The sequence below is a fragment of the Streptacidiphilus sp. ASG 303 genome, assembly GCF_020991365.1.
In the GTDB taxonomy this organism is placed as follows: Bacteria; Actinomycetota; Actinomycetes; order Streptomycetales; family Streptomycetaceae; genus Peterkaempfera.
Window position 1 is genome coordinate 122,469 of record NZ_JAJLRA010000004.1, and the last position, 20,351, is coordinate 142,819.

Genomic DNA, 20,351 nt, shown 5'->3' on the forward strand with positions numbered 1-20,351 from the left:
ATGCCTCATGCGCTACTACTTCCGCAGCTCGATGACGGTCCTGCCGATACGGATGGGCGTCCCCGGCTGCAGCGGCGTGGGTGCGGTGAGCCGCTGCCGGTCCAGGTAGGTGCCGTTGGTGGAGCCCAGGTCCTCGACGACCCACTGACCGCCCTGGTCGGGGTAGATCCTGGCATGCCGCGAGGACGCGTAGTCGTCGTCGAGCACGATGGTGGAGTCGTGGGCGCGGCCGAGGGTGATGGTCTGGCCCTGGAGGGCGACCGTCGTCCCGGCCAGCGAGCCCTGCACCACGACCAGCTGGGTGGGCGCGCCGCGCCGCTGGCGGTTCTCCCGGCGCGGCTGCTGCTGTTGCTGCGGCGGACGGGCGCCCTGCTGCTGCCGGGCTCCCTGGGCGGAGCCCGGGGCGGCGGCGGGACGGCGCGCGGCGCGCTGGGTCACCCTGGTGCCGAAGAGGTCGCTGCGGATCACCTGGACCGCGACGATCACGAACAGCCACAGTACGGCGAGGAAGCCCAGCCGCATGACCGTGAGGGTCAGCTCTGACATGTGTGCCCCGCTCTACCCTTCGGCTTGCCGGTAGACGATGGTGGTGCTGCCCACGACGATCCGCGAGCCGTCGCGGAGCGTAGCGCGCTGGGTGTGCTGTCCGTCCACCACGATGCCGTTGGTCGAGCCCAGGTCGAGGACCATCGAGGGCGAACCGGGACGGATCTCCGCGTGCTTGCGGGAGACCCCGGGATCGTCGATGCGGACGTCGGCCTCGGTCGAGCGGCCGAGGACCGTGGCGGCGCCGACGAGCTGGTGCCGCACGCCGTTCACCTCGATCCAGCGCCGGACGCCGGGCGCGCCGCCGGTGCCGGGCATCCGGCGGACGTTCCCGCCGCCGGCGCCGGGCGCCTGCGGCGGGGCGGCGGGCGGCGGGGGAGCGGCGGGGTAGCCGGACTGCGGCTGCTGCCATCCGGCGCCGGGCTGCGCCGCGGGGGCCTGCCCGTAGGCGCCCGCCCCGTAGCCGCCGGCCCCGGCCCCGTACCCGTCGGGCTGCTGCTGCTGCGACTCGCTGCCGGCCAGGGTGCGGCTGCGCACCCGGTACAGGCCGGTGTCGAGGTCGTCCGCCTTCTCCAGGTGGACCTGGAGCGGCCCCATGAAGCTGTAGCGCTGGGCCTCGGCGTACTCGCGGACCATGCCCGCGAGCTCGTGGCCGAGCTGCCCCGCGTACGGGCTGAGCCGCTCGTGGTCGTGCGGGCTCAGCTCCACGATGAAGTCGTTGGGCACCACGGTCCGGTCGCGGTTCCAGATGGTGGCGTTGTTGTCGCACTCCCGCTGGAGGGCGCCGGCGATCTCCACCGGCTGGACCTCGGACTTGAACACCTTGGCGAAGGTGCCGTTCACGAGACCCTCGAGTCGCTGCTCGAACTTCTTCAGGACTCCCACGGGGCACCCCCTTTCCTCAGGGTTCACTTCGTCCGTCTGTGCTGCCGTCCGTACTGCGTACTTGCCTACTGATCGTATCCACGTCGCGGGCATCCCCACGGTTCCCCGGCAGGGCTGCACCGGCAGGTGTGCTTGCGCACACCCCACCGGAAGGATGCCACCGCCGACGGGCCCGCCGGGGAAGCGGAGGACCGCGGCCCCGTCCGGCGCCCCGACGCCGCGCCGTCGGGCCGCGCGGGCGCCCCGTGCCCCGGACCCGGTGCGGATGCGGTCCGGCGCGCGGTGCCCGTGCAGCGATGGTAGAGCCGGTGAGGGGTGCTGTCTCCGCTCGCCCCGGCCCCCTACCCGCTCGGCGGATGCGGCACTCGGGGCTCCCCGGACCGGTGCGCGGGGGCCCCGGGACAACGGATTCGAAGGCCGGGCCCCTGACGTGCTAATGTCTTCCACGTCGGAAGGAGCGACCGAGAGGGAGCCCGGAACGGCGCCGAAGCGGAGAGATCCGGTTTGGAGCCCGGAAGGACCGTTCGGTAGCATCGAGGACAACACCCATGCGCGGGTGGCGGAATAGGCAGACGCGCTGGATTCAGGTTCCAGTGCCCGAAAGGGCGTGGGGGTTCAACTCCCCCCTCGCGCACAGCGGAAGGCCCCGCAGGTCGGAAGACCTGCGGGGCCTTCGGTGTTCTCCGCCCTCCCCGCGCCGCACCCTTCAGGCCCGCGCAGCCCCCGGCCCCGCCCCCGCGCCGCGCCGCGGCCGTCGCACGTGCCCGGACCGCGGGCCGGCCCCCGCGCGGCCCGCCCCCGGCCCCCGCACGGCCCGCCCGCCGGTGCCACCGGCTCACCGGCCCCGGTCGCGCGCCTCGGCCGACGGCCGGGCCGTCTCGGCCAGGACCGGCAGCGCCGCGCGGACCGCGAAGCCGCCGTCCGGCAGGGGCCCGGCCGACAGCACGCCCCCCAGCAGCTGCGCCCGCTCCCGGAGCCCCACCAGCCCGTGCCCGCCGCCGGGCAGCCGCAGCGGGTCGGCGGAGCCGTCCGGCGGCCCGTTGCGCACCTCCACCCGCAGCAGGTCCCCGTCGGCGCGCACCGCCACCGACACCTCCGCGCCCGGCGCGTGCTTGCGGATGTTGGTCAGGGCCTCCTGGACCGTCCGGTACGCGGCCCGCTCGACCGCCTCCGGCCAGGAGCGGCCGCCCCACTCCAGCTCGGCGGTGGTGTCGAGCCCGCTGTCGCCGATCAGCCGGGGCAGGTCGGAGAGGACGGGCTGAGGGGTGAGGTCCCGGGTGGTCCCGCCCGCCGCCCGCAGCACGCCCACCATGTGCCGCAGCTCGTCCAGGGTGCGGACCGACAGCTCCCGGATGGTGCGCGCGGAGTCCCGGGCCGCCGGCTCCGCCGAGCTGACCTGCAGCGCCCCGGCCTGGATGCTGATCAGGCTCACCTGGTGGGAGACCACGTCGTGCATCTCGCGGGCCAGCCGGGCCCGCTCGGTGGCCAGGACCCGGTCCGCCAGCAGCCGCTCCTCGCGCCGCCGGCCGAGGGTCAGCTCCTCCAGCCGCAGCGCCAGCTCCTCGCGGGTCCGCACCAGCAGGCCCAGGGCGGCCGGTCCGCCGGCCACCATCAGGCACTGGATCGCATACAGGACCGTGTCCCGGGTCAGGGTGAGCGGCCACCAGTCGGCGAAGGGCCAGTGGAAGAACTCCACCAGGGCGAAGAGGGCGGCGCCCAGCACGGTGGAGGCCGTGGAGCGGCGCCGGGCGGCGACCGTGTACACGGCGGCCATCGGCGCGATCCACACGAAGCTGATGAACGCCGCGGGCAGGGTGAGCAGCATCACGGTCAGCGGCAGCCGGTTGCGCACCGACAGCGCCAGGGCGGCCAGGACGCAGGCGGCGGTCTGCAGGGACCGCGAGAGGTCGTCGACCAGGGCCGCGTCCAGCAGCGACAGCAGGACCAGGGAGACGGTCGGCAGCCGGCGCACCCAGGGGCGGCGGGTCCAGGTGCGTCCGGACCACAGGCTGCCCGCCCGCGTCCGCCCGCCGCGCGTGCCGGGGAGCGTGCGGGTCCGCCCGGTCCGGGCGGCCGCCCGGCCCTGGTCCACCGTCACGACGACGCGCTCCCCTGGCCGCGCGCGAGGCCCGCCCGGTGCGCGACGACCGCGGCCTGCACCCGGTTGGTGGCCCCGAGCTTGCCGAGGATGGCGCTGATGTGGTCCTTGACCGTGCCGGTGCCCAGGAAGAGGCGGTCGGCTATCTCCGCGTTGGAGAGGCCCTCGCCCAGCAGGGCCAGCACGTCCAGCTCGCGTGAGGTCATGCAGCGCACCCGGGCGGCGGCCTCCGCGTCGGGCTCGCCGCCGCCGACGTAGCCGCCGATCACGGTGGCGGTGACCGCCGGGGAGAGGATGTTGCCGCCGCCGGCCAGCACCCGCACCGCGTGCACCAGCTGGTCGGGGGCGGTGTCCTTCAGCAGGAAGCCCGCGGCGCCGGCCCGCAGCGCGGTGCCGATGTACTCGTCGGTGTCGAAGGTGGTGAGCATCGACACGGCGGGCGGCTCGGGGAGCGCCCGCAGCCGCCGCAGCACCGTGATGCCGTCCACGTCGGGCATCCGGATGTCCAGCAGCACCACCCGGGGCCGGTGGATGCGCACCGACTCCTCCGCGGCCGCACCCGAGCAGGTGGCGACCACCTCGATGTCCGGCGCGGAGCCGACGATCAGTCCCAGGCCCGAGCGGACCAGGACCTCGTCGTCCACGATGACGACGGGGATCGGCACGGGTGCCTCCTTCGGTGAGCGGTCGCGCCGGGCGGCGCGCGCCGGGCGGGCGGCGCCCGGCGGCGGGTCCGGCCGGCCTGCGGGTCTGAGGGTCTGCGGCCTGCGGGTCTGAGGGTCTGCGGTCTGCGGTCCGTGGCTTCTGCGGGTCCTGCGGGTCCTGCGGGTCCGGGGGGCGGTACGCGCGGCGGGCGGCCGTCGGCCCGGTCCGCCCGGCACGGGGACGCGGGGCCCCCAAGAGCCTAGGAGGGCACGGGATCCCCCGTCCCTCCAGCCCCCGGTGGAGCCGCCCCCGCCGAACGGCGGGGGCGTGAATCGCCGCGGGGGGTCACATCCGCGGCGCCGCGCGACGGCAGCATGGAGGCGGCGCGTGTCGTACCCCTGACCCCGCAGCCCGGTTCGTACCGGGGCCTCTCCGCCGCGACCCGACGGAAGGGGACCCCGGCGGCCACGGGCCCGCACGGGAGGGGGCCCCGGGCGGCCGCGGGAGCGTGCCGGAGGGGGACACCGCAGGGCGCGGACGGCCCGACGCCGCGTCGCACCGGCCGACCCGCGCGAGGCACCGGGGCATCCGGGTGCCGCACCGACGTGTGGCGGCTCCTCCGCCGGGGGGCGGAGGGACCGTCACCCTTCAGGGTCGTGAAGGGGTTCTCCACCCTCAGGACGATCCGGGCCTGGGTACTCAGGACGGAGGCGGTCCGCCGCGGCGCGGTCCAGCATGGAAGCCCAGCAGCCTCGGACCTTTCGGGAAGGTGTCCGTGAACCTGAGAACCCGCACGGGGGGCGTGCGGTGCACCGGTCCGGAGGCGCTGGTGCGCCGGGCCGCCGCCGCCGAGTGGGGGAGGCTGGCGTCCCTGGTGCGCGGCCACCTCGCGCGCAGGAGGGCCGCGGCGCTGCCGCTGGCCGCCACGGCTGCGGGCCTCGTCCTCCTCTTCGACCTGCTCCAGCACCTGCCCGGCGGCGCCGCGCTGGTCGAGCGCGTCGGGGTCGTCCGCGGGGTGCAGCCGCTGGAGGTCTCCCTGCTGCGCACCCCGCTCTCCCTCTTCGTCCCCGCCCTCGACCTGCCCGTCTGGGGGGCGTTCGCCCAGGTCCTGGTCGTCTTCGGCCTCGCCGAGACCGTCCTCGGCCGGCGCGTCACCCTGCTGGTCGCGTACGCCGGGACGCTCGCCGGCACCCTCTACGCCCGCCTCGCCATGGACCTCGGCCCGGACACCCCGCTCGGACTGGCGCCCTCCGACGCCCTCGTCCGCGACTGCGGGCCCTCGGCCGCCGTCGTCGCCCTCGCGATCTGCACGGCGTGGCGGGCGCGCGCCTGGTGCACCGCTGGGGCGGTGGTGGTCCTGATGACGTCCGAGGCCGTGCTGCTGCCCAACCTGGCCGGGGCGGAGCACCTGGCGGCGGTCGCGGCGGCCCTGCTGGCCGCCGCGCTGGGCGAGGTGGTCGGCGGCTACGGGCCGCGGGTGCCGGCCCTGGCGGGCGCCGCCGGCGCCGCGGGCGGGCCGCGGGCCCGCGCGGTGATCCCCTGAACACCCCCTCCGGCGGACGCACCCCGGGTGCCGCCCGGCCGGGCGGGCGGTCCCGGGCCGGACGGTGCGGGGAGCGGGCGGTGCGGGGAGCGGCCGGTGCGGGGCGGGCGGCCGCCTAGGCCTGCGGGGCCGGCAGGTCCAGCTCGGCCCAGACCTGCTTGCCGCCGCCGGACAGCGGATCGCACCCCCACCGGTCGGCGAGGGCCGCCACCAGCAGCAGGCCCCGGCCGCTCTCCTCGTCGGACCCGGCGCGGCGCACCCGCGGACGGTCGGCCCCCGGGTCGTGCACCGACAGCCGCAGGACCGACAGGGCGTCCGGACCGTGCACGGGGCCCAGGGAGACCGACAGCGTGACCGAGGCGGCGTCCGCGCCCCCGGCGCCTCCCGTGCCCCCGCCCCCCTCGGTGCCGTGCAGGACGGCGTTGGTGACCAGCTCGCTCAGCACCACGGCGGCGCCGGCCGCGGCGTCGCACCCCGGGTCGGCGCGCCAGGCGGTGAGCAGCCGGACCAGGGCCGACCGGGCGAGCGGCACCGACCCCGGGCGGGCGGCGAGCGCCATCACCATGCGGCGCTGCCGCCCCGCCGACCGGGGCGCGGGAATGCCGTGGACGGGGCGGGGCGGTCCGGCGGACGTCGAGAGGGCTCGCCGGGCGGATGCCCGGGAGCCCGCCACGGGGGGATGCACGGCGAGTCCTCCTCCTGCTCCGGCCGCCGCCCGCCGGCGGGGGCGCGGGGGCGGGACCGGGCAGGCAGCTGCGGCGGGGCGGGGTGCCGCGCACGGCGCGGCAGTCCCGATCGTGACGGGTCCACGGGGTGCGGGGGAAGACGGCGGTCGGGGATTTCTGCGGCGGGCACCCCTCTCGGGCACCGGGCCGGCTCGGGCCGGGGCGGGCCGCAGGGCGCGGCCGGCCTGCGCCGCCGCCCCCGCCGGCCGCTCCCGTGCCGCCCCGGCCTGCGGCCGGTCCCGGGTGCGGGTGCTGCGGCGGCGCGGGCCCGCCGCCGGGCCGCCCGGCGGCTGGTCCGCCGGGGCGTCAGCCTGCGGCGTTGTAACGCCGGAGGTACTCCGCCAGCCGCTCCAGGTCGTCGTCGTCCCAGCCGGCGAGCCGCTCGGCGAACGAGGCGCGCCGCTGCTCGTGGGCGTCGGCGAGCACGCGCAGGCCGCGCTCGGACGGCCGCAGGAGCTGCCCCCGCTGGTCGTCCGGATCGGGCTCGCGGACGACCAGGCCGAGCCGCTCCAGCGCGGCGGTCTGGCGGCTGACCGTCGACTTGTCCAGCAGGAAGTGGGCGGCGAGGTCGGTGGCCCGGCAGCCTCCGCTCTCCTTCAGGTGGTCGAGCATGCTGTAGGTCACCAGGGACAGGTCGGGGTGCAGCCGGGCCGTCCTGGCCCGCGCGCGGCGGGCGAAGGCGGTGAGCTCGCGGTGGATGGCGTCGACCGCCTCGTCGCGTGCCGGTCCGGCGGCCGCCCGCCGGCCGCTGTCGCTGTCGCCTGTCACACCGCCCAGTATAAGTTGCACAGTGCAACCGAAGGGGCGGTGGGGCGGTCGCGGCGTGACGGCCCGGGACCCGGCCCGCCGCGGCGGGGATGCGGCCGGACCCCGCCGGTGAGGGGGCGTCAGGGGCGGTGCGGCAGCGGCAGTTCGAACCAGACGACCTTGCCCACCGCCTTGCGGGCCGTGCCCCAGCGGGACGACAGCTGGCTGACCAGGCTCAGGCCGCGCCCGTCCTCGTCCAGGTGGCCCGACGGCTCCAGCGACGGCAGGTTGTGGTCGTCGTCGCTGACCTCCACCAGCAGCTTGTCCACCTGGATCAGCTGCAGCTGGACGCTGTCCCGGGCCACCCGCAGCGCGTTGGTGACCAGTTCGCTGACCAGCAGCTGCGCGGTGTCGGCCAGGCCGTCGAGCCGCCACGCCGCCAGCTGGTCGCGGACCAGCGTGCGGGCCCGCGCCACCTCGGCGAGGTCCACCCGCAGCCGCCAGGTGACCACGTCCTGCGGCGCCACCCCGTCGAAGCGGGCCACCAGCAGCGCCACGTCGTCCTTGCGGTCGTCCGAGTGGAGCCGCGCCAGCACGGTGTCGCAGGCCTCCTCGGGGGTGCGCCGCGGGTCGATGAGGTTCCCGCAGAGCGCGGCCAGGCCGTCCCCTATGTCGCCGCCGCGCACCTCCACCAGGCCGTCGGTGCACAGGACGAGCATCGAGCCGTCCTCGACCTTGATCTCCTTGGCGACGAAGGGCACTCCGCCCACCCCGATCGGCGCGCCCTCCGGCAGCTCCAGCAGCTCGCTGCGGCCGTCCGGGTGCACCAGCACCGGCGGCACGTGCCCGGCGTTGGCCAGCGTGCAGGTGCGGTTGATGGGGTCGTACACCGCGTACAGGCAGGTCGCCAGGTGGTCGTCGCCCAGCCGGTGGGCCAGGTTGTCCAGGTGGCGCAGGAGCTGGCCGGGCGGCAGGTCCAGGGCGGCCAGGGTCTGCACGGCGGTGCGGAAGCGGCCCATCGCGGCCGCGGAGTGCAGGCCGTGGCCCATCACGTCGCCCACCACCAGCGCGACCCGGCTGCCCGGCAGCTGCACCGCGTCGAACCAGTCGCCGCCCACCTGCGCCCTGCGGTTGCCCGGCATGTACCGGTGGGCGACCAGCACGCCGGGGATGCGCGGCGGCCGGGTGGGGATCATGCTGCGCTGCAGGGTCGTGGCGACCTTGGACTCGGCGCGGTGCAGCCGGGCGTTGTCCAGCGACAGGGCGGCCCGGGCGGCCAGCTCCCGCAGGGTCGCGGCGTCGTTCTCGTCGAAGGCGGCCCGGTCGGGCAGCCGCAGCAGCTTGAGGATGCCGAGCACCGTGCCGCGCGCCGCCAGCGGCAGCACGAGCATGGACCGCCCGGAGACCAGCGGCACCAGGCCGGGGCTGCCCAGCGCCGCCGCGTACTCGGCGGCCAGGTCGGCGTCGAACACCGGCACCAGCACCGGCTGGTTCGACTGCAGGGCCAGGCCGGGCGGGATGCTGCGGGGCATCGCCAGCAGGCTGCCCTCCACCAGCACGTGGTCCCAGCGGCCGGCCTCCTCGTTGTGCACGACCGCGACCCGGCGCAGGGTCGTCCGGTCGTCGGGGAGCTCCTCGGGCAGCTCGCCGTCGGAGATCAGGCCGTCGAGCAGGTCCACACAGGCGAAGTCGGCGGTGCGGGGCACCAGCGCCTCGCACAGCTCGCGGGCCGTGGTGTCCAGGTCGAGGGTGGTCCCCACCTCGGCGCCGGCCTCGTTGAGCAGGGCGAACTGCTCGCCGCCCGGGCCGGTGTGCAGGAGCGGCAGCAGGTGCGCCGCCCCGCGGGCGGGCCCCGCGGCGCCCGGCGCCGCGCCGCCCGCCCCGGACGGCGGCGCGGTGTCCCGCGGCCCGGGCAACGCCGTGTGGCCCGTCGGCACCACCATCCGCACCCCGATGGGACCGCCCGCAGACGGCCTCGGGCCGGACGCGCCCGGGACGGGCACCCCCGGGGCGGCCGGCCCGCCGGACACGGCCGCCTGTTCCGGGAGGGCGCGGCCCGCGAGCGCCTGCCCCGCGCGCGCCTGGCTCCCGGCCGTCCGGACCGGGGAGCCCGCCACCGCCTGGCCGGGTGCGGCGGCCTGCCCGGCCGCCGCCTGCCCGGGCAGCGCCCGTTCGGAGGCCTGCTGGCCCGGCGTCACCACGGGTGAGGGCCTGCGGTCCTGCGGCAGCGCCCGCACGGCGCGGGCGGCGCGCTGCTGCGCCGTGGGGTAGCGCCGGCCCACCCCGGCGGCGATCCGCTGGCCGGCCGCCTCCGGAGGCTCGTACGGCAGGACCGGCAGCGGTGCGGAGCCGTCCACCCGCAGCGCGGGCGCACCGGCCGTGCCGATCTGCCGCAGCAGCCGCTCCCGGCGCTCCTCGCCGGTGCGCGGCAGCACGGACGCCAGCCTCGACCGCATCCCCGGGGCGCGGTGCACCTCCGGCGCGCACAGGTCGGCGGCGATCCGCAGCGGGCCGCCCTGGGGGGGCACGGCCGCGTACGGCAGCAGCCGCGAGCCCAGGGCGAGCCGCGGACCGCCGCGCAGCGGGCGGGCGTCGGCGGCGAACACCAGCAGGCCGGGGCCGGACGGCTCCGCGACCCGGTACGCCCACCAGAGCACGTCGCGCACCCGGTCCTCGCGGTCCGCGACCGGGAGGCCGCCCGCCCAGCAGCCGTCGGCGGAGACCCGCTCCTCCAGCAGGGCGAGCGCGTCGATGTCGCGGCCGGGGGAGAGGGCGCCGGGGCGGGTCTCGTGGACGGGCAGCAGGCCGGACGCGGAGCGGCCGAAGACGGTGTCCGAGCGGTGCCCGAAGAGCTCCTCGGCGGGCCGGTTCCAGTGCGCGATGACGCCGTCGGGGTCGACCACCAGGGCTGCCAGCCGTACCAGCGCGACGACCCCGGCAGGGGCAGGCGCGACCGGGGGCCCGGGCTCCGCGGTCGGTGCGGTCGGCCGTGGGTCCGGCACCGTGCCCTCTTCCACCATGGGGTCAGTCTGCTCCCGCCTGGCCGTCCGGCCCTCCCCGGGTCACCTCGGCCCGGCCGTGTCGCCTGGGGGACCCGTGCGGATTCCAGGCAAGCACGAACCAGGCCGGTGCTGCCCGCGATTCGGCACAATTGTCGCCGCACTGTTGCGTGTCGTCCGCCGCGCGCCGCGGTTCGCGCCCCGCGGGCCCCGGCGCGGGCCCTTCCCTGCGCCGTCCCGCGGCCGCTCCGCGGCTGCTCAGCCGCCCTTCCGCCGTCCTCCCGCCGCCCTTCCGCCGTTCTTCCGCCGCCCTCCCGCGGCCTTCCCGGGCGGGTGCCGGCCGGCCGCCGGGCGGGCCTCCACCCCCGGCACCGGCCCCGCCGCGGGCGGTCCCGGCCGCCCGGATACCCTGCACGCCGACAGACGGCACGGCCAGGGGAGCGGACGTGGGGGCACTGCAGCCCGGACGGCACGGGGCGGGGCGCGGGTTCGCGGTGGACGGCTTCGCACCGCGGCCCCCGGACGGGTCCGCCCGGGCCGAGGGCCGGGCGCTCCGCAAGCGGGTGCCCCGGCGCCGCCACGCCGACTTCGCCCCCGCCGCCGACCGGCCCGACGCCGTCCGCGCCGTCGAGGAGTCCAACGCCGGCCGGCTGGAGCACCTCGTCCCCATCCGCACCGGCCGGATGGCCGCCTCGCCCTTCGCCTTCCTGCGCGGCTCGGCGGGCCTCATGGCGGCGGACCTCGCCGCCACGCCCGTCACCGGGATCACCGCCCAGCTCTGCGGGGACGCCCACGCCGGCAACTTCGGCCTCTACGGCGACGCCCGCGGCGCGCTGGTCATCGACATCAACGACTTCGACGAGACCGTGCCCGGCCCCTGGGAGTGGGACCTCAAGCGCCTCGCCGCCAGCCTCGTCCTGGCCGGCCGCGAGTGCGGCGCCTCCGAGGACGCCTGCCGGACGGCCGCCCGCGACGCCGCCGGCGCCTACCGCCGCACCATGCGCCTGCTCGCGGGCCTGTCCGCCATGGACGCCTGGAACGCCATCGCCGACGAGAGCCTCGTCTCCCACGCCGACGCCCACGACCTCGCCGGCACCCTGGAGCGGGTGGCCGTCAAGGCGCAGCGCAACACCAGCGCCCGCTTCGCCGCCCGCTCCGCCCGGCGGACCGCCGACGGCCGGTGGCGCCTCACCGCCGCCCCGCCGGTGCTCAGCGAGGTCCCGGACGCGGAGGCCGCCGCCGTCGCCGGCTCCCTCGCCGCGTACGCGGCCGCCCTCGCCCCCGACCGGCACCCGCTGCTCGCCCGCCACACCGTGCAGGACGTCGCCTTCCGCGTGGTCGGCACCGGCAGCGTCGGCACCCGCTCCTACGTGGTGCTCCTCACCGACCACCGGGACGAGCCGCTGGTGCTCCAGGTCAAGGAGGCCCGGCCGTCCGTGCTGCTGCCCCACCTGGAGCGGGCCGGCCTGCCCGTCCCCGGGCCCGGGGAGCACGAGGGGCGGCGGGTGGTCCTCGGCCAGAAGCGGATGCAGGTCGTCAGCGACGTCCTGCTGGGCTGGACCACCGTGGAGGGGCGGCCCTACCAGGTGCGGCAGTTCCGCAACCGCAAGGGCAGCGTCGACCCCGGCGCACTGCCCGCCGACCAGCTCGACGACTACGGCCGGATGACCGGCGCCCTGCTGGCCCGCGCCCACGCCCACACCGCCGACCCGGGCGCGATCGCGGGCTACTGCGGCCGCGGCGAGGTGCTGGACGAGGCGGTCGCGGCCTTCGCCGTCGCCTACGCGGACCGCACGGAGGCCGACCACGCCGACCTGGTGGCGGCCGTCCGCACCGGCCGCCTCCCCGCGGAGACCGGTGTGTGACGACGGCCCCGGGGTCCCGCCGGTCCCCGGCCGCGGGCGGTCCGCCGCCGGTCCGCCGCCGGTCCGCTGGGTCCCGCCCGCCGTGACGGCGGCGGGCGGGCCGCGCCCCGCTGTGTAGGGTGAGGAGCCGCCCCGGCCGGACGAGTGGAGCAGCGAGGCGATCACGTGACCGCGGAGAGCCCGGTCCGCTGGACGGACCCCGACGAGCAGGCCCTCGAACTGAAGGTGGCCGCGGTGGAGGCGGCCCTCGTCGACCTGGAGATCGAGGTCGAGACCCTCCGGGTCGAGATCGACAACTTCGCCCTCCTGCACCACCAGCGCCTGGGGCCGATGTACGTCCACCTCGACGAGCTGGAGGCGCTGATCGCCGAGGCCGTCGCCGCCCGCACCGGGGACGCCGAGGACATCCGCCGCGCCTACGAGGCGCGCAGCGCCGTCACCCCGATGCCCGACCTCGGCGGGGCCGGCGGCCTCGGCGGGTTCGGCGGCCCGGCCGGGGCGGACGCCGCCGCCCTGCCGGAGGCCCCGCGCCGGGTGCGCCCGTCGCGGGAGGTCCAGCGGCTCTACCGCGACCTGGCCCGCCGCGCCCACCCCGACCTCAGCACGGACCCGGCGGAGCAGCAGCGGCGCAGCGCCTTCGTCGCCCGTGTCAACGAGGCCTACGCGCGCGGCGACGAGGCCGCGCTGCACGCCCTCGCCGCGGAGTGGGCGGCCGCCCCCGGGGCGGCGCCCGAGCCGGAGGCCCCCGACCGTACCGCCTGGCTGAACCAGCGCCTGGCGTGGCTGGTCCGCCGGATCGAGCAGCTGGCGGAGGAGCAGGTGAGGCTGGAGTCCGGCCCCATGGGCCGCCTGCTGAAGCTCGCCCCCGACGACCCGGACCGCCTGCTGGAGGAGATCGCGGAGGAGCTGCTGGCCCGCTCCGCCCGCCGGCAGGCCGAACTGGAGCGGCTGCTCGGCCCCGCGGGGTGAGCGGGCGGGCCGTGCGGCCCGTACGGCTGCTGCGGCCCGTGCCACTGTTCCGGTCCGCCCTGTCCGCCTGTCCCGTCCGGTGCGGGCGGGGCCGGGTGGCCCGCGTGGTCCGTCCGGTCGGGCGACAATGGGCGGACGCGACCCGTCGAACCCCAGGAGAACCGCCCATGTTCCGCTCCCAGGTCCCCTCCGTGGACGCCGCCGCCGTACCGGCCGGCGCCGCACTGCTCGACGTCCGCGAGCAGGACGAGTGGGACGCCGGCCACGTCGAGGGGGCCCTGCACGTCCCCATGGGCCACGTCCCCGCCCGGCTCGGCGAGCTGCCCGACGGCCGGCTGTACGTGCTGTGCCGGGTCGGCGGCCGCTCCGCCCAGGTCGTGCAGTACCTGGTCGCCCAGGGCCGCGACGCGGTCAACGTCGACGGCGGCATGCACGCCTGGGCGTCCGCCGGGCGCCCGATGGCCGCCACCGGCGGGGCCGAGCCCTACGTGCTCTGACCGGCGCACCGCGGACGGCCGCGGCCCCGCACGTCCCCGCCGTCCGCGGATCCGCCCCCGGGCCTCCCTGTCCGGGGGCATACTTGTCGATCATCCGGCGGCCGGGCCGTGCCCGGCCGCGGCGGATTTCGCACGCGTCACGGGGAGCGGACATGGCCGGCACGACGGAGACGGCGGACACGGCGGGCACGGCCGGGGCGGCGGTGGAGCTGCGGGCGATCGGCCCGGAGGAGGCCGCGGACCTGCACGCCGGAGGCACCGGAGGCATCCCCTGGGTGGCCGACGGCCCGTACGACGGCACCCGCGACGCCGCCGGCATGCTGGCGAAGGCCGCCGCGGCCGGGCTGTACCGGCCCGAGTGGGGGATGTGGGCGGTGGTCCGCCGCAGCGACGGCGCCGCCGTGGGCGGCATCGGCTTCCACGGCGTGCCGCAGGACGGCCGCGTCGAGATCGGCTACGACCTGGCCCCCTCCGCCCGCGGCAACGGGCACGCCACCGAGGCGGTCCGGCTGGTGACGGCCCTGGCGCTGGCCTCCGCCGAGGCGGTCGCCGTGGTCGAGGCGGCCGTCGAGTCCGGCAACACGCCCTCGCAGCGCGTGCTGGAGCGGGCCGGCTACCGGTACGTGGGCAGGGACGGCGAGGGGCTGCTCCGCTACGAGCACCGGGCCTGACAAAGCCGGACGGAACGGGCGGGGACTTCCCCGGCGCTGTCGCCCGGGCCGCCTCCTCGGTACCGTGCGGGGACGCAAGGCGAGCGGGTGAGGTGTCCGGGAGCGTGATGGAGCAGCCCAGCCGCGCGGTGCCCGGGCAGCCGGACGCCGCGCCCGACGGGCCGGTGGAGCACCCGGCCGCCCGACCCTCCGGGCCCGGCACCCCGGATCCGCCCGGCACGACCGGTGCGGCTGGTGCGCCTGACGCGCCCGACGCGTCGGAGGGCCCGGGGACACCGGTCGCGGGCCCGGTCGCGGGCCCGGCCGCCGAGGTCCCGGCGGCCCCCGCCGGCCGTACCTGGTCAGCCCCCGCCCTCGCCGTCCTCTGCCTCGTCGCCGTGCTGCTCCCGACCGCCGCCGCGTGGCACCTGGCCGCGGTCTTCCTGCACGTCGCCCCGTCCAACTCGGTCTCCCAGCGCTACCAGAAGGACGTCGACGCCTGGGTCTACCCCGAGTTCGAGCAGAACTGGAAGCTCTTCGCCCCCAACCCGCTCCAGCAGAACATCGCCGTCGAGGCCCGGGTGAAGACCCTCGGCCCCGACGGCAGCCACCACACCGGCGACTGGATCGGCCTCACCGCACAGGACGCCGCCGCGATCCGCCACAACCCGGCCCCCGGCCACGTCGAGCAGAACCTCCTGCGCCGCGCCTGGGACGTGTACAGCGACTCCCACGACGACAAGGGAGCGAGCACCCAGGGCCCGCGCGGGGACCTGCTGCAGGAGTACCTCAAGCGGGTCGTGCTGCAGCGCGTCGGCCGCGAGCGGCACGGCGAGCAGGTCATCGAGGTGCAGGTGCGCTCCGCCACCTCCAACGTCGCCCCGCCGCCGTGGTCCGCCGAGAAGTGGTCCACCGCGCCCTCCTACCGGGAGGCGCCGTGGTGGCCGGTGACCGACGAGGACTACACGGGACTCTGAGATGGACACGGAAACCGGATCCGCCGCGACGCCCCCCGCGACGCCCCCCGCGACGCCCTCCGCGACGCCCTCCGCAGGCCCGGCACCGGCCGCCGCCCCCGCCGTGCCGGCGGCCCGCCGGCCCGCCGCCGTGCCGCCGGCCGCCGCCGCACCGGAAGGCGCCGCCCCCGCGTCGGCCGTGCTGCCCGCGCCCCGGGCCGCCGGGGACGGCGGCACCGCCCGTCCCCCGGCGCGGCGCCCCCTCTCCCGGGCCGGCCGCAGCCTCGCCGCCGCCTTCGACGCCTTCACCGGGCGCGTCCTCGGCCCCTACCAGGCGGCCGTGGTCCGCATCGGCTTCGGCCTCACCTTCACCGCCTTCCTGCTGCGCGAGTGGCCCGACCGGCGCGTCCTCTACGGCGACCGCTCGCCGCTCGGCGCGGACATGCTCCGGCGGCTGCTCGCCGACAACCACGCCCTCACCCTCCTCTCCTGGTCCGCCGGGCGCTGGTGGTTCGAGCTCGTCTACCACGCGGCCCTGGCCGCCGCCGTCGCCGTGGTCCTCGGCTGGCGGACCCGGGCGATGACCGTGCTCTTCATGCTCGGCGTGCTCTCCGTCCAGAACCGCGACGTCTTCGTCGGCGACGGCGGCGACAACGTCATCCACCTCATGGCGGTCTACCTGGTCTTCACCCGCTGCGGCCGCGTCTGGTCGCTGGACTCCCGGCGCGAGCGGCTGCACGGCCCCGGCGCGGGGCGCGCCGGGGTGGTGCTCTGGTCGGTCCTGGGCGTGCTGCTCGCGGCGGCGCAGCTCTCCGGCTTCGACCGCGGCTCCCTGGCCATGACCTCCGGGACCTGGCCCCACCTGGGCTGGGGCTCGGTCCTGTGGGCGATGTGGGCCTGCCACGGCGCCTGGTACGCGGTCGGGCGCCGCCTGCCCGGGCACGAGCTGCGCGCCCTGCTCGACGCGGGCGCCACCGTGCTGCACAACTGCGCGATGCTGGTCATCGCCGCCCAGGTGTGCCTCATCTACTCCACGGCCGGCTGGTACAAGGTCCAGGGCTCCCGCTGGCAGGACGGCACCGCCCTGTACTACCCGCTCCACCTGGACTACTTCACGCCGTGGCCCTGGCTGGCCGGACTGCTGGCCGGGAACATGGTCGCGGTCTTCCTGATCTCGTACGGCACGGTGGCCGTCCAGGTCGCCTTCCCGTTCACACTGGCCAACCGGCGGGTGAAGAACGTCCTGCTGGCGCTGATGATGACCGAGCACGCCGCCATCGCGGTCACCCTCGGCCTGCCGGTCTTCTCCCTGGCGATGATCTCGGCGGACGCGGTCTTCCTCCCGACCGGCTTCCTGCTCTGGGCCGGGGGGCGGGCCGCCGGGCTCGTGCGCCGGGCATATGCAACCGGGCGCCCCGCCGAAAGCGCCACGCCATCCCCATGACCTCGTTGACCAGGGCGGACGTACGCTCCTGAGAAAGCGGGTGCCCTGATGGCCGACGACGACCGCCCTGTCCTGCTGCGCTCCACCTTCCCCGTCACCGGGCAGCCGGTCCGGGTGGTCATGATCGCGGGTGAGCCGTGGTTCGCCACGGCGGACGTCTGCAAGGTGCTGGACCGGGGCAGCCCCAGCCACATCCGCAAGCTGGTGCGGGAGGACGAGACCCGGGTGGTCGACCTGCGCTCGGCAACCCTGACCTCAAGTCAGGGTTGCGGAATCGATGCAGGTCACCATGCCTACGAGGGCGGGAATCCACTGATCAACGTGATCAGCGAGTCCGGCCTCTACACGGTGGTCATGCGCTCCCGGAAGCCCAACGCCGAGCCCTTCCGGGCCTGGGTCACCCGGGAGCTGCTGCCGTCCGTCCGCCGCGGCGACACCGGCACCGCCGCGCAGCAGGCGCGGATGGCCGAGACCCTGGCCGAGGCGATCGGCCCCCGGGTGGAGGTGGTGGCCCGGCTCGACGGGACCGTGGAGGACGGCATCCACCTCATGGCCGACGGCACCGTCCACTGCCGCCACGGCGCGATGGAGATCTGCCCGCCGCACGCCGAGGGGCCGGGCGGGCCGCCCTTCGGCCCGTACTACCGCTGCCCGGAGGCCCGGCGGGTCGGCATCTGCGGCAGCCGGGAGGTCCGCGGCTGCGCGCCGGTGAAGCTGGTGGACGTCGCCCGGCGGGTCAACGAGGGCGCCGCGGCCGGGCACCGCACCGCCGGTGACGCCTCCGGGACCGGCCCCGTCGACACCGGCCGGCTCTTCTACTCCGTCCCCGAGCAGCGCGTCTACGGCACCCCGCGCCAGCTCGCGGAGGTCCTGCGGGCCATGCGGTCCTGAGGGCGCCCGAGCGGCCCCGGCTACCCTCGTGGCGTGAGCAGCAGCACCCCCACCGGACAGGACGACGGAGCCCCGCACGAGGGCCGCCCCCACGACGGCGACCGGCACGACGCCGACCGGCACGACGCCGACCGGCACGAGGGCGACTGGCACGACGGCGAGCAGTACGACGACGGCTTCGGCCGGGAGGTCGGCGTCGGCCCGCACCCGCTGCCGTGGCCGGAGGGGGACCGGTACGACCCGGAGCTGCTGGCGAACGGCGACCGCCGCAACGTGGTCGACCGCTACCGGTACTGGACCCGGGAGGCGGTGGTCGCCGACCTCGACACCCGCCGCCACTCCTTCCACGTCGCCGTGGAGAACTGGTCGCACGACTTCAACATCGGCTCGGTGGTGCGGACGGCCAACGCGTTCCTCGCCGAGCAGGTCCACATCGTGGGCCGCCGCCGCTGGAACCGGCGCGGCGCCATGGTGACCGACCGGTACCAGCACGTCCGCCACCACCCGGACGTCGCCTCGCTGGCCGCCTTCGCCGCCGCCCGCGACCTGCCGATCGTCGGCATCGACAACCTGCCGGGGGCGGTCCCGCTGGAGTCGACCGAGCTGCCGCGCCGCTGCGTGCTGCTCTTCGGCCAGGAGGGGCCGGGCCTCACCGAGGAGGCGTGGGAGCACGCGTCGCTGGTGTGCTCCATCGCCCAGTTCGGCTCGACCCGGTCCATCAACGCGGGTGCGGCCGCCGCCGTCGCCATGCACGCCTGGGTCCGCGCCCACGCGGAGGTCCCGGGGGCCTGACCGCCGGTCAGTGCTCCACCGGCGGGTTGGCGGGGGAGTACTCCGGGTCGGACCAGCGCAGCGGGCTCGCCCCGGGGAGGTCCACCACGTCGGTGACCGCGAACTCGACGGCCGTGCCGCCGGAGGGCCCGCCGCGCACCGTGCGGGCGGTGCCGGAGAGCAGCAGGGCGGCGCCGCCCGCCCAGTCCGGGAGGAGCAGGCCGGCGGCCGGGTTGACCTCCAGGTTGCCCAGGGTCATGAACATGGTGTTGCCCGGGTACTCGGGCCAGCGCAGCCGGTCCGGGCCCAGGACCTCCAGGAAGCCGGGGTTGCCGCCGCGGTGGGAGGCGTCGGCGTCGCCCCGGTCGTCGGCCGTCGCCACGAAGAAGGTGTCGGCTGAGCCGAGCCGGGACTGCTGGTCGGCGGTGAGCGAGGTGCCGCGTACCGCCGGGCCGCGCGCGGGCACGGGTCCGGGGGCGGGCCCGGCGGGCTCGAGGGTGCGGCGCCGCTGGATGTACCTGGGGCAGTTGGCGTAGACCTGGTCGGCGTCGACCAGCAGCCCGCCGCCGTGCGGGCGGGAGCGGCCGTTGACCCGCATCCGGCGGCGCCCCGCGGGGTCCAGGGCGAGGGTGCCGACCTTCGCCGGTCCGGCGAGCGCCTCGGCGAGCGGGTCGCCCGGCCCGGGCGGGGCGGCCACCGCCAGGGTGTGCTCGTCCGGGGCGGTGACGAAGCCGGCGGGCCCGGTCAGCAGGGTGGCCCAGAGCCGGCCCGCGCCGTCGGCGGCGCCCAGGACCAGCATCCGGCGCTCGGCCAGGAAGGCGGCGGCGACCGGCGGGACGGTGGAGCGGATGGAGCGGCCGACGTGGTCGGCGCTGTCCAGGACGCCCGCCCGTGCCTGTACGGCGCGCTCGCCGAGGTGGAAAGGGGCGACGGTCACGGCAGATGCCCTCGGCCTAGAAGAAGCCGCAGGTGGGGGCGTCGGCGACCGGTGCCTCGGCGCCGGTGCCGTCGACCCCCGCGGCGGTGTACACCTCCAGCCGGACGCCGTCCGGATCGGTGAAGAAGACGCCGCCGGAGGCGCTGCCCTCGCGGTGCGGGACGACGCCCTCGTACCGGAGGCCGGCGCCCAGGTCGCGCAGGCGCCGCTCGGCGGCGCGGACCTCCTCCAGGGTGTCGACCTCGAAGGAGAGGTGGTGCAGGCCGGGGGAGCGGGTGGGGAAGACGCCCTCGCTCTGCTCCCACAGGGTGAGCACCAGCCGCCCCTCGCGGGAGAGGAAGGCGTGGCGGCGGCCGGGCTCCGTGCTCCCGCCGGCGTGCTCCAGGCCCAGGAGGTCCCGGTAGAAGGCGGTGGACCGGTCGAGGTCCGTGACGTTGAGGCCGACGTGGCCGGTCCGCAGGGACTTCATGGCTGCTCTCCTCGCGTCCAGGTGTAACCCTCGCCGTGGACTGTAAGGGTTAGTCGGATCGCCGGTCAACCGCTTCGGATCATATGAAGGGTTAGAACTACACTCTCCCCATGAGCAGCCCCGCCCCCGACCCGCGCGACCCCCGCCCGCTGACCGGCGGCCCGCTCTCCCTCGACCTGCTGAACACCCGCTGGGGCGTCGCCGAACCCCACGACCTGCTCAGGGACCGGGCCGGGTACGAGGTCTGGCTCTCCTCCGCCGGACTGGCCGGCCGCTGCCCCGCCGACGCGGTCTCCCTCGCCGCCACCCGCATCGCCCGCGAGGCGATCGCCGCGGCCGCCGCCGGGCCGGCGTCCCCCGCGCCCGAGGCGGTGGCGGCGCTCAACGAGGTGCTGGACCACGGCCGGATCCGCCGCGAGCTCACCGCCGCCGGCCCGGCCGAGGCCGTCGAGGTCGGGAACCCCGCCTGGCTGGCCGCCTGGCTGGCCGCCGACGACTACCTCGGGCTGCTGCGCCGCAACCCCGACCGGATCCGCAGCTGCGCGCACCCGGACTGCGTCCTCTTCTTCTACGACGACTCGCAGAACGGCCGCCGCCGCTGGCACTCCATGGCCACCTGCGGCAACCGTGCCAAGGCGTCCCGCCACTACGCCCGCACCCGGGGCGGCTCGTAGCGGCGGCTCGCCCGCACCCGGGCGGGCCGCCTGCCCGTCG

19 protein-coding genes and 1 tRNA gene are annotated in these 20,351 nt (G+C 77.2%); 11 read left to right on the forward strand and 9 right to left on the reverse strand.

Features of this window, described 5'->3' with window-relative positions:
• Window positions 1-15: 15 nt before the first annotated feature.
• Window positions 16-546: an FHA domain-containing protein gene (locus LO771_RS07360; protein WP_230649164.1), complete on the reverse strand. Its 531-nt coding sequence runs from the start codon at window positions 544-546 to the stop codon at window positions 16-18.
• Between the two features lie 12 nt (window positions 547-558).
• Window positions 559-1,431, reverse strand: coding sequence for a DUF3662 and FHA domain-containing protein (locus LO771_RS07365; RefSeq protein WP_230649165.1), 873 nt, complete (start codon window positions 1,429-1,431; stop codon window positions 559-561).
• 550 nt (window positions 1,432-1,981) lie between these two features.
• Between LO771_RS07365 and LO771_RS07370 the strand changes: the two genes are divergently transcribed.
• A tRNA-Leu gene (locus LO771_RS07370) sits at window positions 1,982-2,065 on the forward strand.
• A gap of 201 nt (window positions 2,066-2,266) precedes the next feature.
• Here LO771_RS07370 and LO771_RS07375 read toward each other — a convergent pair.
• Window positions 2,267-3,529, reverse strand: a complete 1,263-nt coding sequence (locus LO771_RS07375; protein ID WP_308188853.1) for a histidine kinase — start codon at window positions 3,527-3,529, stop codon at window positions 2,267-2,269.
• On the reverse strand, window positions 3,526-4,194 hold the full coding sequence (locus LO771_RS07380) for a response regulator transcription factor (RefSeq protein WP_230649166.1): 669 nt from the start codon (window positions 4,192-4,194) through the stop codon (window positions 3,526-3,528). The genes LO771_RS07375 and LO771_RS07380 overlap by 4 nt, the downstream gene beginning before the upstream one ends.
• A gap of 755 nt (window positions 4,195-4,949) precedes the next feature.
• Here LO771_RS07380 and LO771_RS07385 point away from each other — a divergent pair.
• The gene (locus tag LO771_RS07385) at window positions 4,950-5,717 is read left to right on the forward strand and encodes a hypothetical protein (RefSeq protein ID WP_230649167.1); all 768 of its coding nucleotides are present in this window, start codon (window positions 4,950-4,952) and stop codon (window positions 5,715-5,717) included.
• A 115-nt stretch (window positions 5,718-5,832) separates the two neighbouring features.
• On the opposite strand, the gene LO771_RS07390 is transcribed toward LO771_RS07385, so the two are convergent.
• The 3 genes from LO771_RS07390 to LO771_RS07400 all read right to left on the reverse strand — a co-directional run bounded on the left by LO771_RS07390 (window position 5,833) and on the right by LO771_RS07400 (window position 10,209).
• The gene (locus LO771_RS07390; protein WP_230649168.1) at window positions 5,833-6,282 is read right to left on the reverse strand and encodes an ATP-binding protein; all 450 of its coding nucleotides are present in this window, start codon (window positions 6,280-6,282) and stop codon (window positions 5,833-5,835) included.
• 466 nt (window positions 6,283-6,748) lie between these two features.
• Window positions 6,749-7,210, reverse strand: a complete 462-nt coding sequence (locus tag LO771_RS07395; protein ID WP_230649169.1) for a MarR family winged helix-turn-helix transcriptional regulator — start codon at window positions 7,208-7,210, stop codon at window positions 6,749-6,751.
• A 119-nt stretch (window positions 7,211-7,329) separates the two neighbouring features.
• On the reverse strand, window positions 7,330-10,209 hold the full coding sequence (locus tag LO771_RS07400) for a SpoIIE family protein phosphatase (RefSeq protein ID WP_304944770.1): 2,880 nt from the start codon (window positions 10,207-10,209) through the stop codon (window positions 7,330-7,332).
• A gap of 425 nt (window positions 10,210-10,634) precedes the next feature.
• Between LO771_RS07400 and LO771_RS07410 the strand changes: the two genes are divergently transcribed.
• The 8 genes from LO771_RS07410 (at window position 10,635) to LO771_RS07445 (ending at window position 18,252) form a co-directional block, all read left to right on the forward strand.
• Entirely contained in the window at window positions 10,635-12,053 is a 1,419-nt protein-coding gene (locus LO771_RS07410) for a DUF2252 domain-containing protein (RefSeq protein WP_230649170.1), read from the forward strand.
• A 165-nt stretch (window positions 12,054-12,218) separates the two neighbouring features.
• A complete protein-coding gene (locus tag LO771_RS07415; protein ID WP_230649171.1) occupies window positions 12,219-13,022 on the forward strand; it encodes a J domain-containing protein in 804 nt (267 codons plus the stop codon).
• 167 nt (window positions 13,023-13,189) lie between these two features.
• On the forward strand, window positions 13,190-13,519 hold the full coding sequence (locus tag LO771_RS07420; RefSeq protein WP_230649172.1) for a rhodanese-like domain-containing protein: 330 nt from the start codon (window positions 13,190-13,192) through the stop codon (window positions 13,517-13,519).
• 152 nt (window positions 13,520-13,671) lie between these two features.
• Complete coding sequence (locus tag LO771_RS07425; RefSeq protein ID WP_230649173.1) at window positions 13,672-14,190, forward strand: GNAT family N-acetyltransferase; 519 nt, start codon at window positions 13,672-13,674, stop codon at window positions 14,188-14,190.
• Between the two features lie 107 nt (window positions 14,191-14,297).
• Window positions 14,298-15,146, forward strand: a complete 849-nt coding sequence (locus tag LO771_RS07430; protein ID WP_230649174.1) for a DUF5819 family protein — start codon at window positions 14,298-14,300, stop codon at window positions 15,144-15,146.
• A gap of 1 nt (window position 15,147) precedes the next feature.
• Entirely contained in the window at window positions 15,148-16,569 is a 1,422-nt protein-coding gene (locus LO771_RS07435) for an HTTM domain-containing protein (protein ID WP_230649175.1), read from the forward strand.
• 48 nt (window positions 16,570-16,617) lie between these two features.
• Window positions 16,618-17,460 (forward strand): Bro-N domain-containing protein, encoded by an 843-nt coding sequence (locus LO771_RS07440; RefSeq protein WP_230649176.1) that lies wholly within the window; start codon window positions 16,618-16,620, stop codon window positions 17,458-17,460.
• A 33-nt stretch (window positions 17,461-17,493) separates the two neighbouring features.
• A complete protein-coding gene (locus LO771_RS07445) occupies window positions 17,494-18,252 on the forward strand; it encodes a TrmH family RNA methyltransferase (RefSeq protein WP_230649177.1) in 759 nt (252 codons plus the stop codon).
• Window positions 18,253-18,259: 7 nt separating this feature from the next.
• Here LO771_RS07445 and LO771_RS07450 read toward each other — a convergent pair whose 3' ends face one another.
• Both LO771_RS07450 and LO771_RS07455 read right to left on the reverse strand, forming a co-directional pair.
• On the reverse strand, window positions 18,260-19,168 hold the full coding sequence (locus tag LO771_RS07450) for a pyridoxamine 5'-phosphate oxidase family protein (protein ID WP_230649178.1): 909 nt from the start codon (window positions 19,166-19,168) through the stop codon (window positions 18,260-18,262).
• 16 nt (window positions 19,169-19,184) lie between these two features.
• Complete coding sequence (locus LO771_RS07455; protein ID WP_230649179.1) at window positions 19,185-19,637, reverse strand: VOC family protein; 453 nt, start codon at window positions 19,635-19,637, stop codon at window positions 19,185-19,187.
• A 110-nt stretch (window positions 19,638-19,747) separates the two neighbouring features.
• On the opposite strand from LO771_RS07455, the gene LO771_RS07460 reads away from it, so the two are divergent.
• A complete protein-coding gene (locus LO771_RS07460; RefSeq protein ID WP_230649180.1) occupies window positions 19,748-20,311 on the forward strand; it encodes a CGNR zinc finger domain-containing protein in 564 nt (187 codons plus the stop codon).
• The last annotated feature ends 40 nt before the right edge of the window (window positions 20,312-20,351 follow it).

What these genes read in the sequence shown, in the direction of transcription:
- LO771_RS07360 (WP_230649164.1), bottom strand. Translation starts at nt 546, where the DNA reads ATGTCAGAGCTGACCCTCACGGTCATGCGGCTGGGCTTCCTCGCCGTA.
- LO771_RS07390 (WP_230649168.1), bottom strand. Translation starts at nt 6,282, where the DNA reads ATGGTGATGGCGCTCGCCGCCCGCCCGGGGTCGGTGCCGCTCGCCCGG.
- LO771_RS07400 (WP_304944770.1), bottom strand. Translation starts at nt 10,209, where the DNA reads ATGGTGGAAGAGGGCACGGTGCCGGACCCACGGCCGACCGCACCGACC.
- LO771_RS07420 (WP_230649172.1), top strand. Translation starts at nt 13,190, where the DNA reads ATGTTCCGCTCCCAGGTCCCCTCCGTGGACGCCGCCGCCGTACCGGCC.
- LO771_RS07425 (WP_230649173.1), top strand. Translation starts at nt 13,672, where the DNA reads ATGGCCGGCACGACGGAGACGGCGGACACGGCGGGCACGGCCGGGGCG.
- LO771_RS07430 (WP_230649174.1), top strand. Translation starts at nt 14,298, where the DNA reads ATGGAGCAGCCCAGCCGCGCGGTGCCCGGGCAGCCGGACGCCGCGCCC.
- LO771_RS07435 (WP_230649175.1), top strand. Translation starts at nt 15,148, where the DNA reads ATGGACACGGAAACCGGATCCGCCGCGACGCCCCCCGCGACGCCCCCC.
- LO771_RS07440 (WP_230649176.1), top strand. Translation starts at nt 16,618, where the DNA reads ATGGCCGACGACGACCGCCCTGTCCTGCTGCGCTCCACCTTCCCCGTC.
- LO771_RS07455 (WP_230649179.1), bottom strand. Translation starts at nt 19,637, where the DNA reads ATGAAGTCCCTGCGGACCGGCCACGTCGGCCTCAACGTCACGGACCTC.
- LO771_RS07460 (WP_230649180.1), top strand. Translation starts at nt 19,748, where the DNA reads ATGAGCAGCCCCGCCCCCGACCCGCGCGACCCCCGCCCGCTGACCGGC.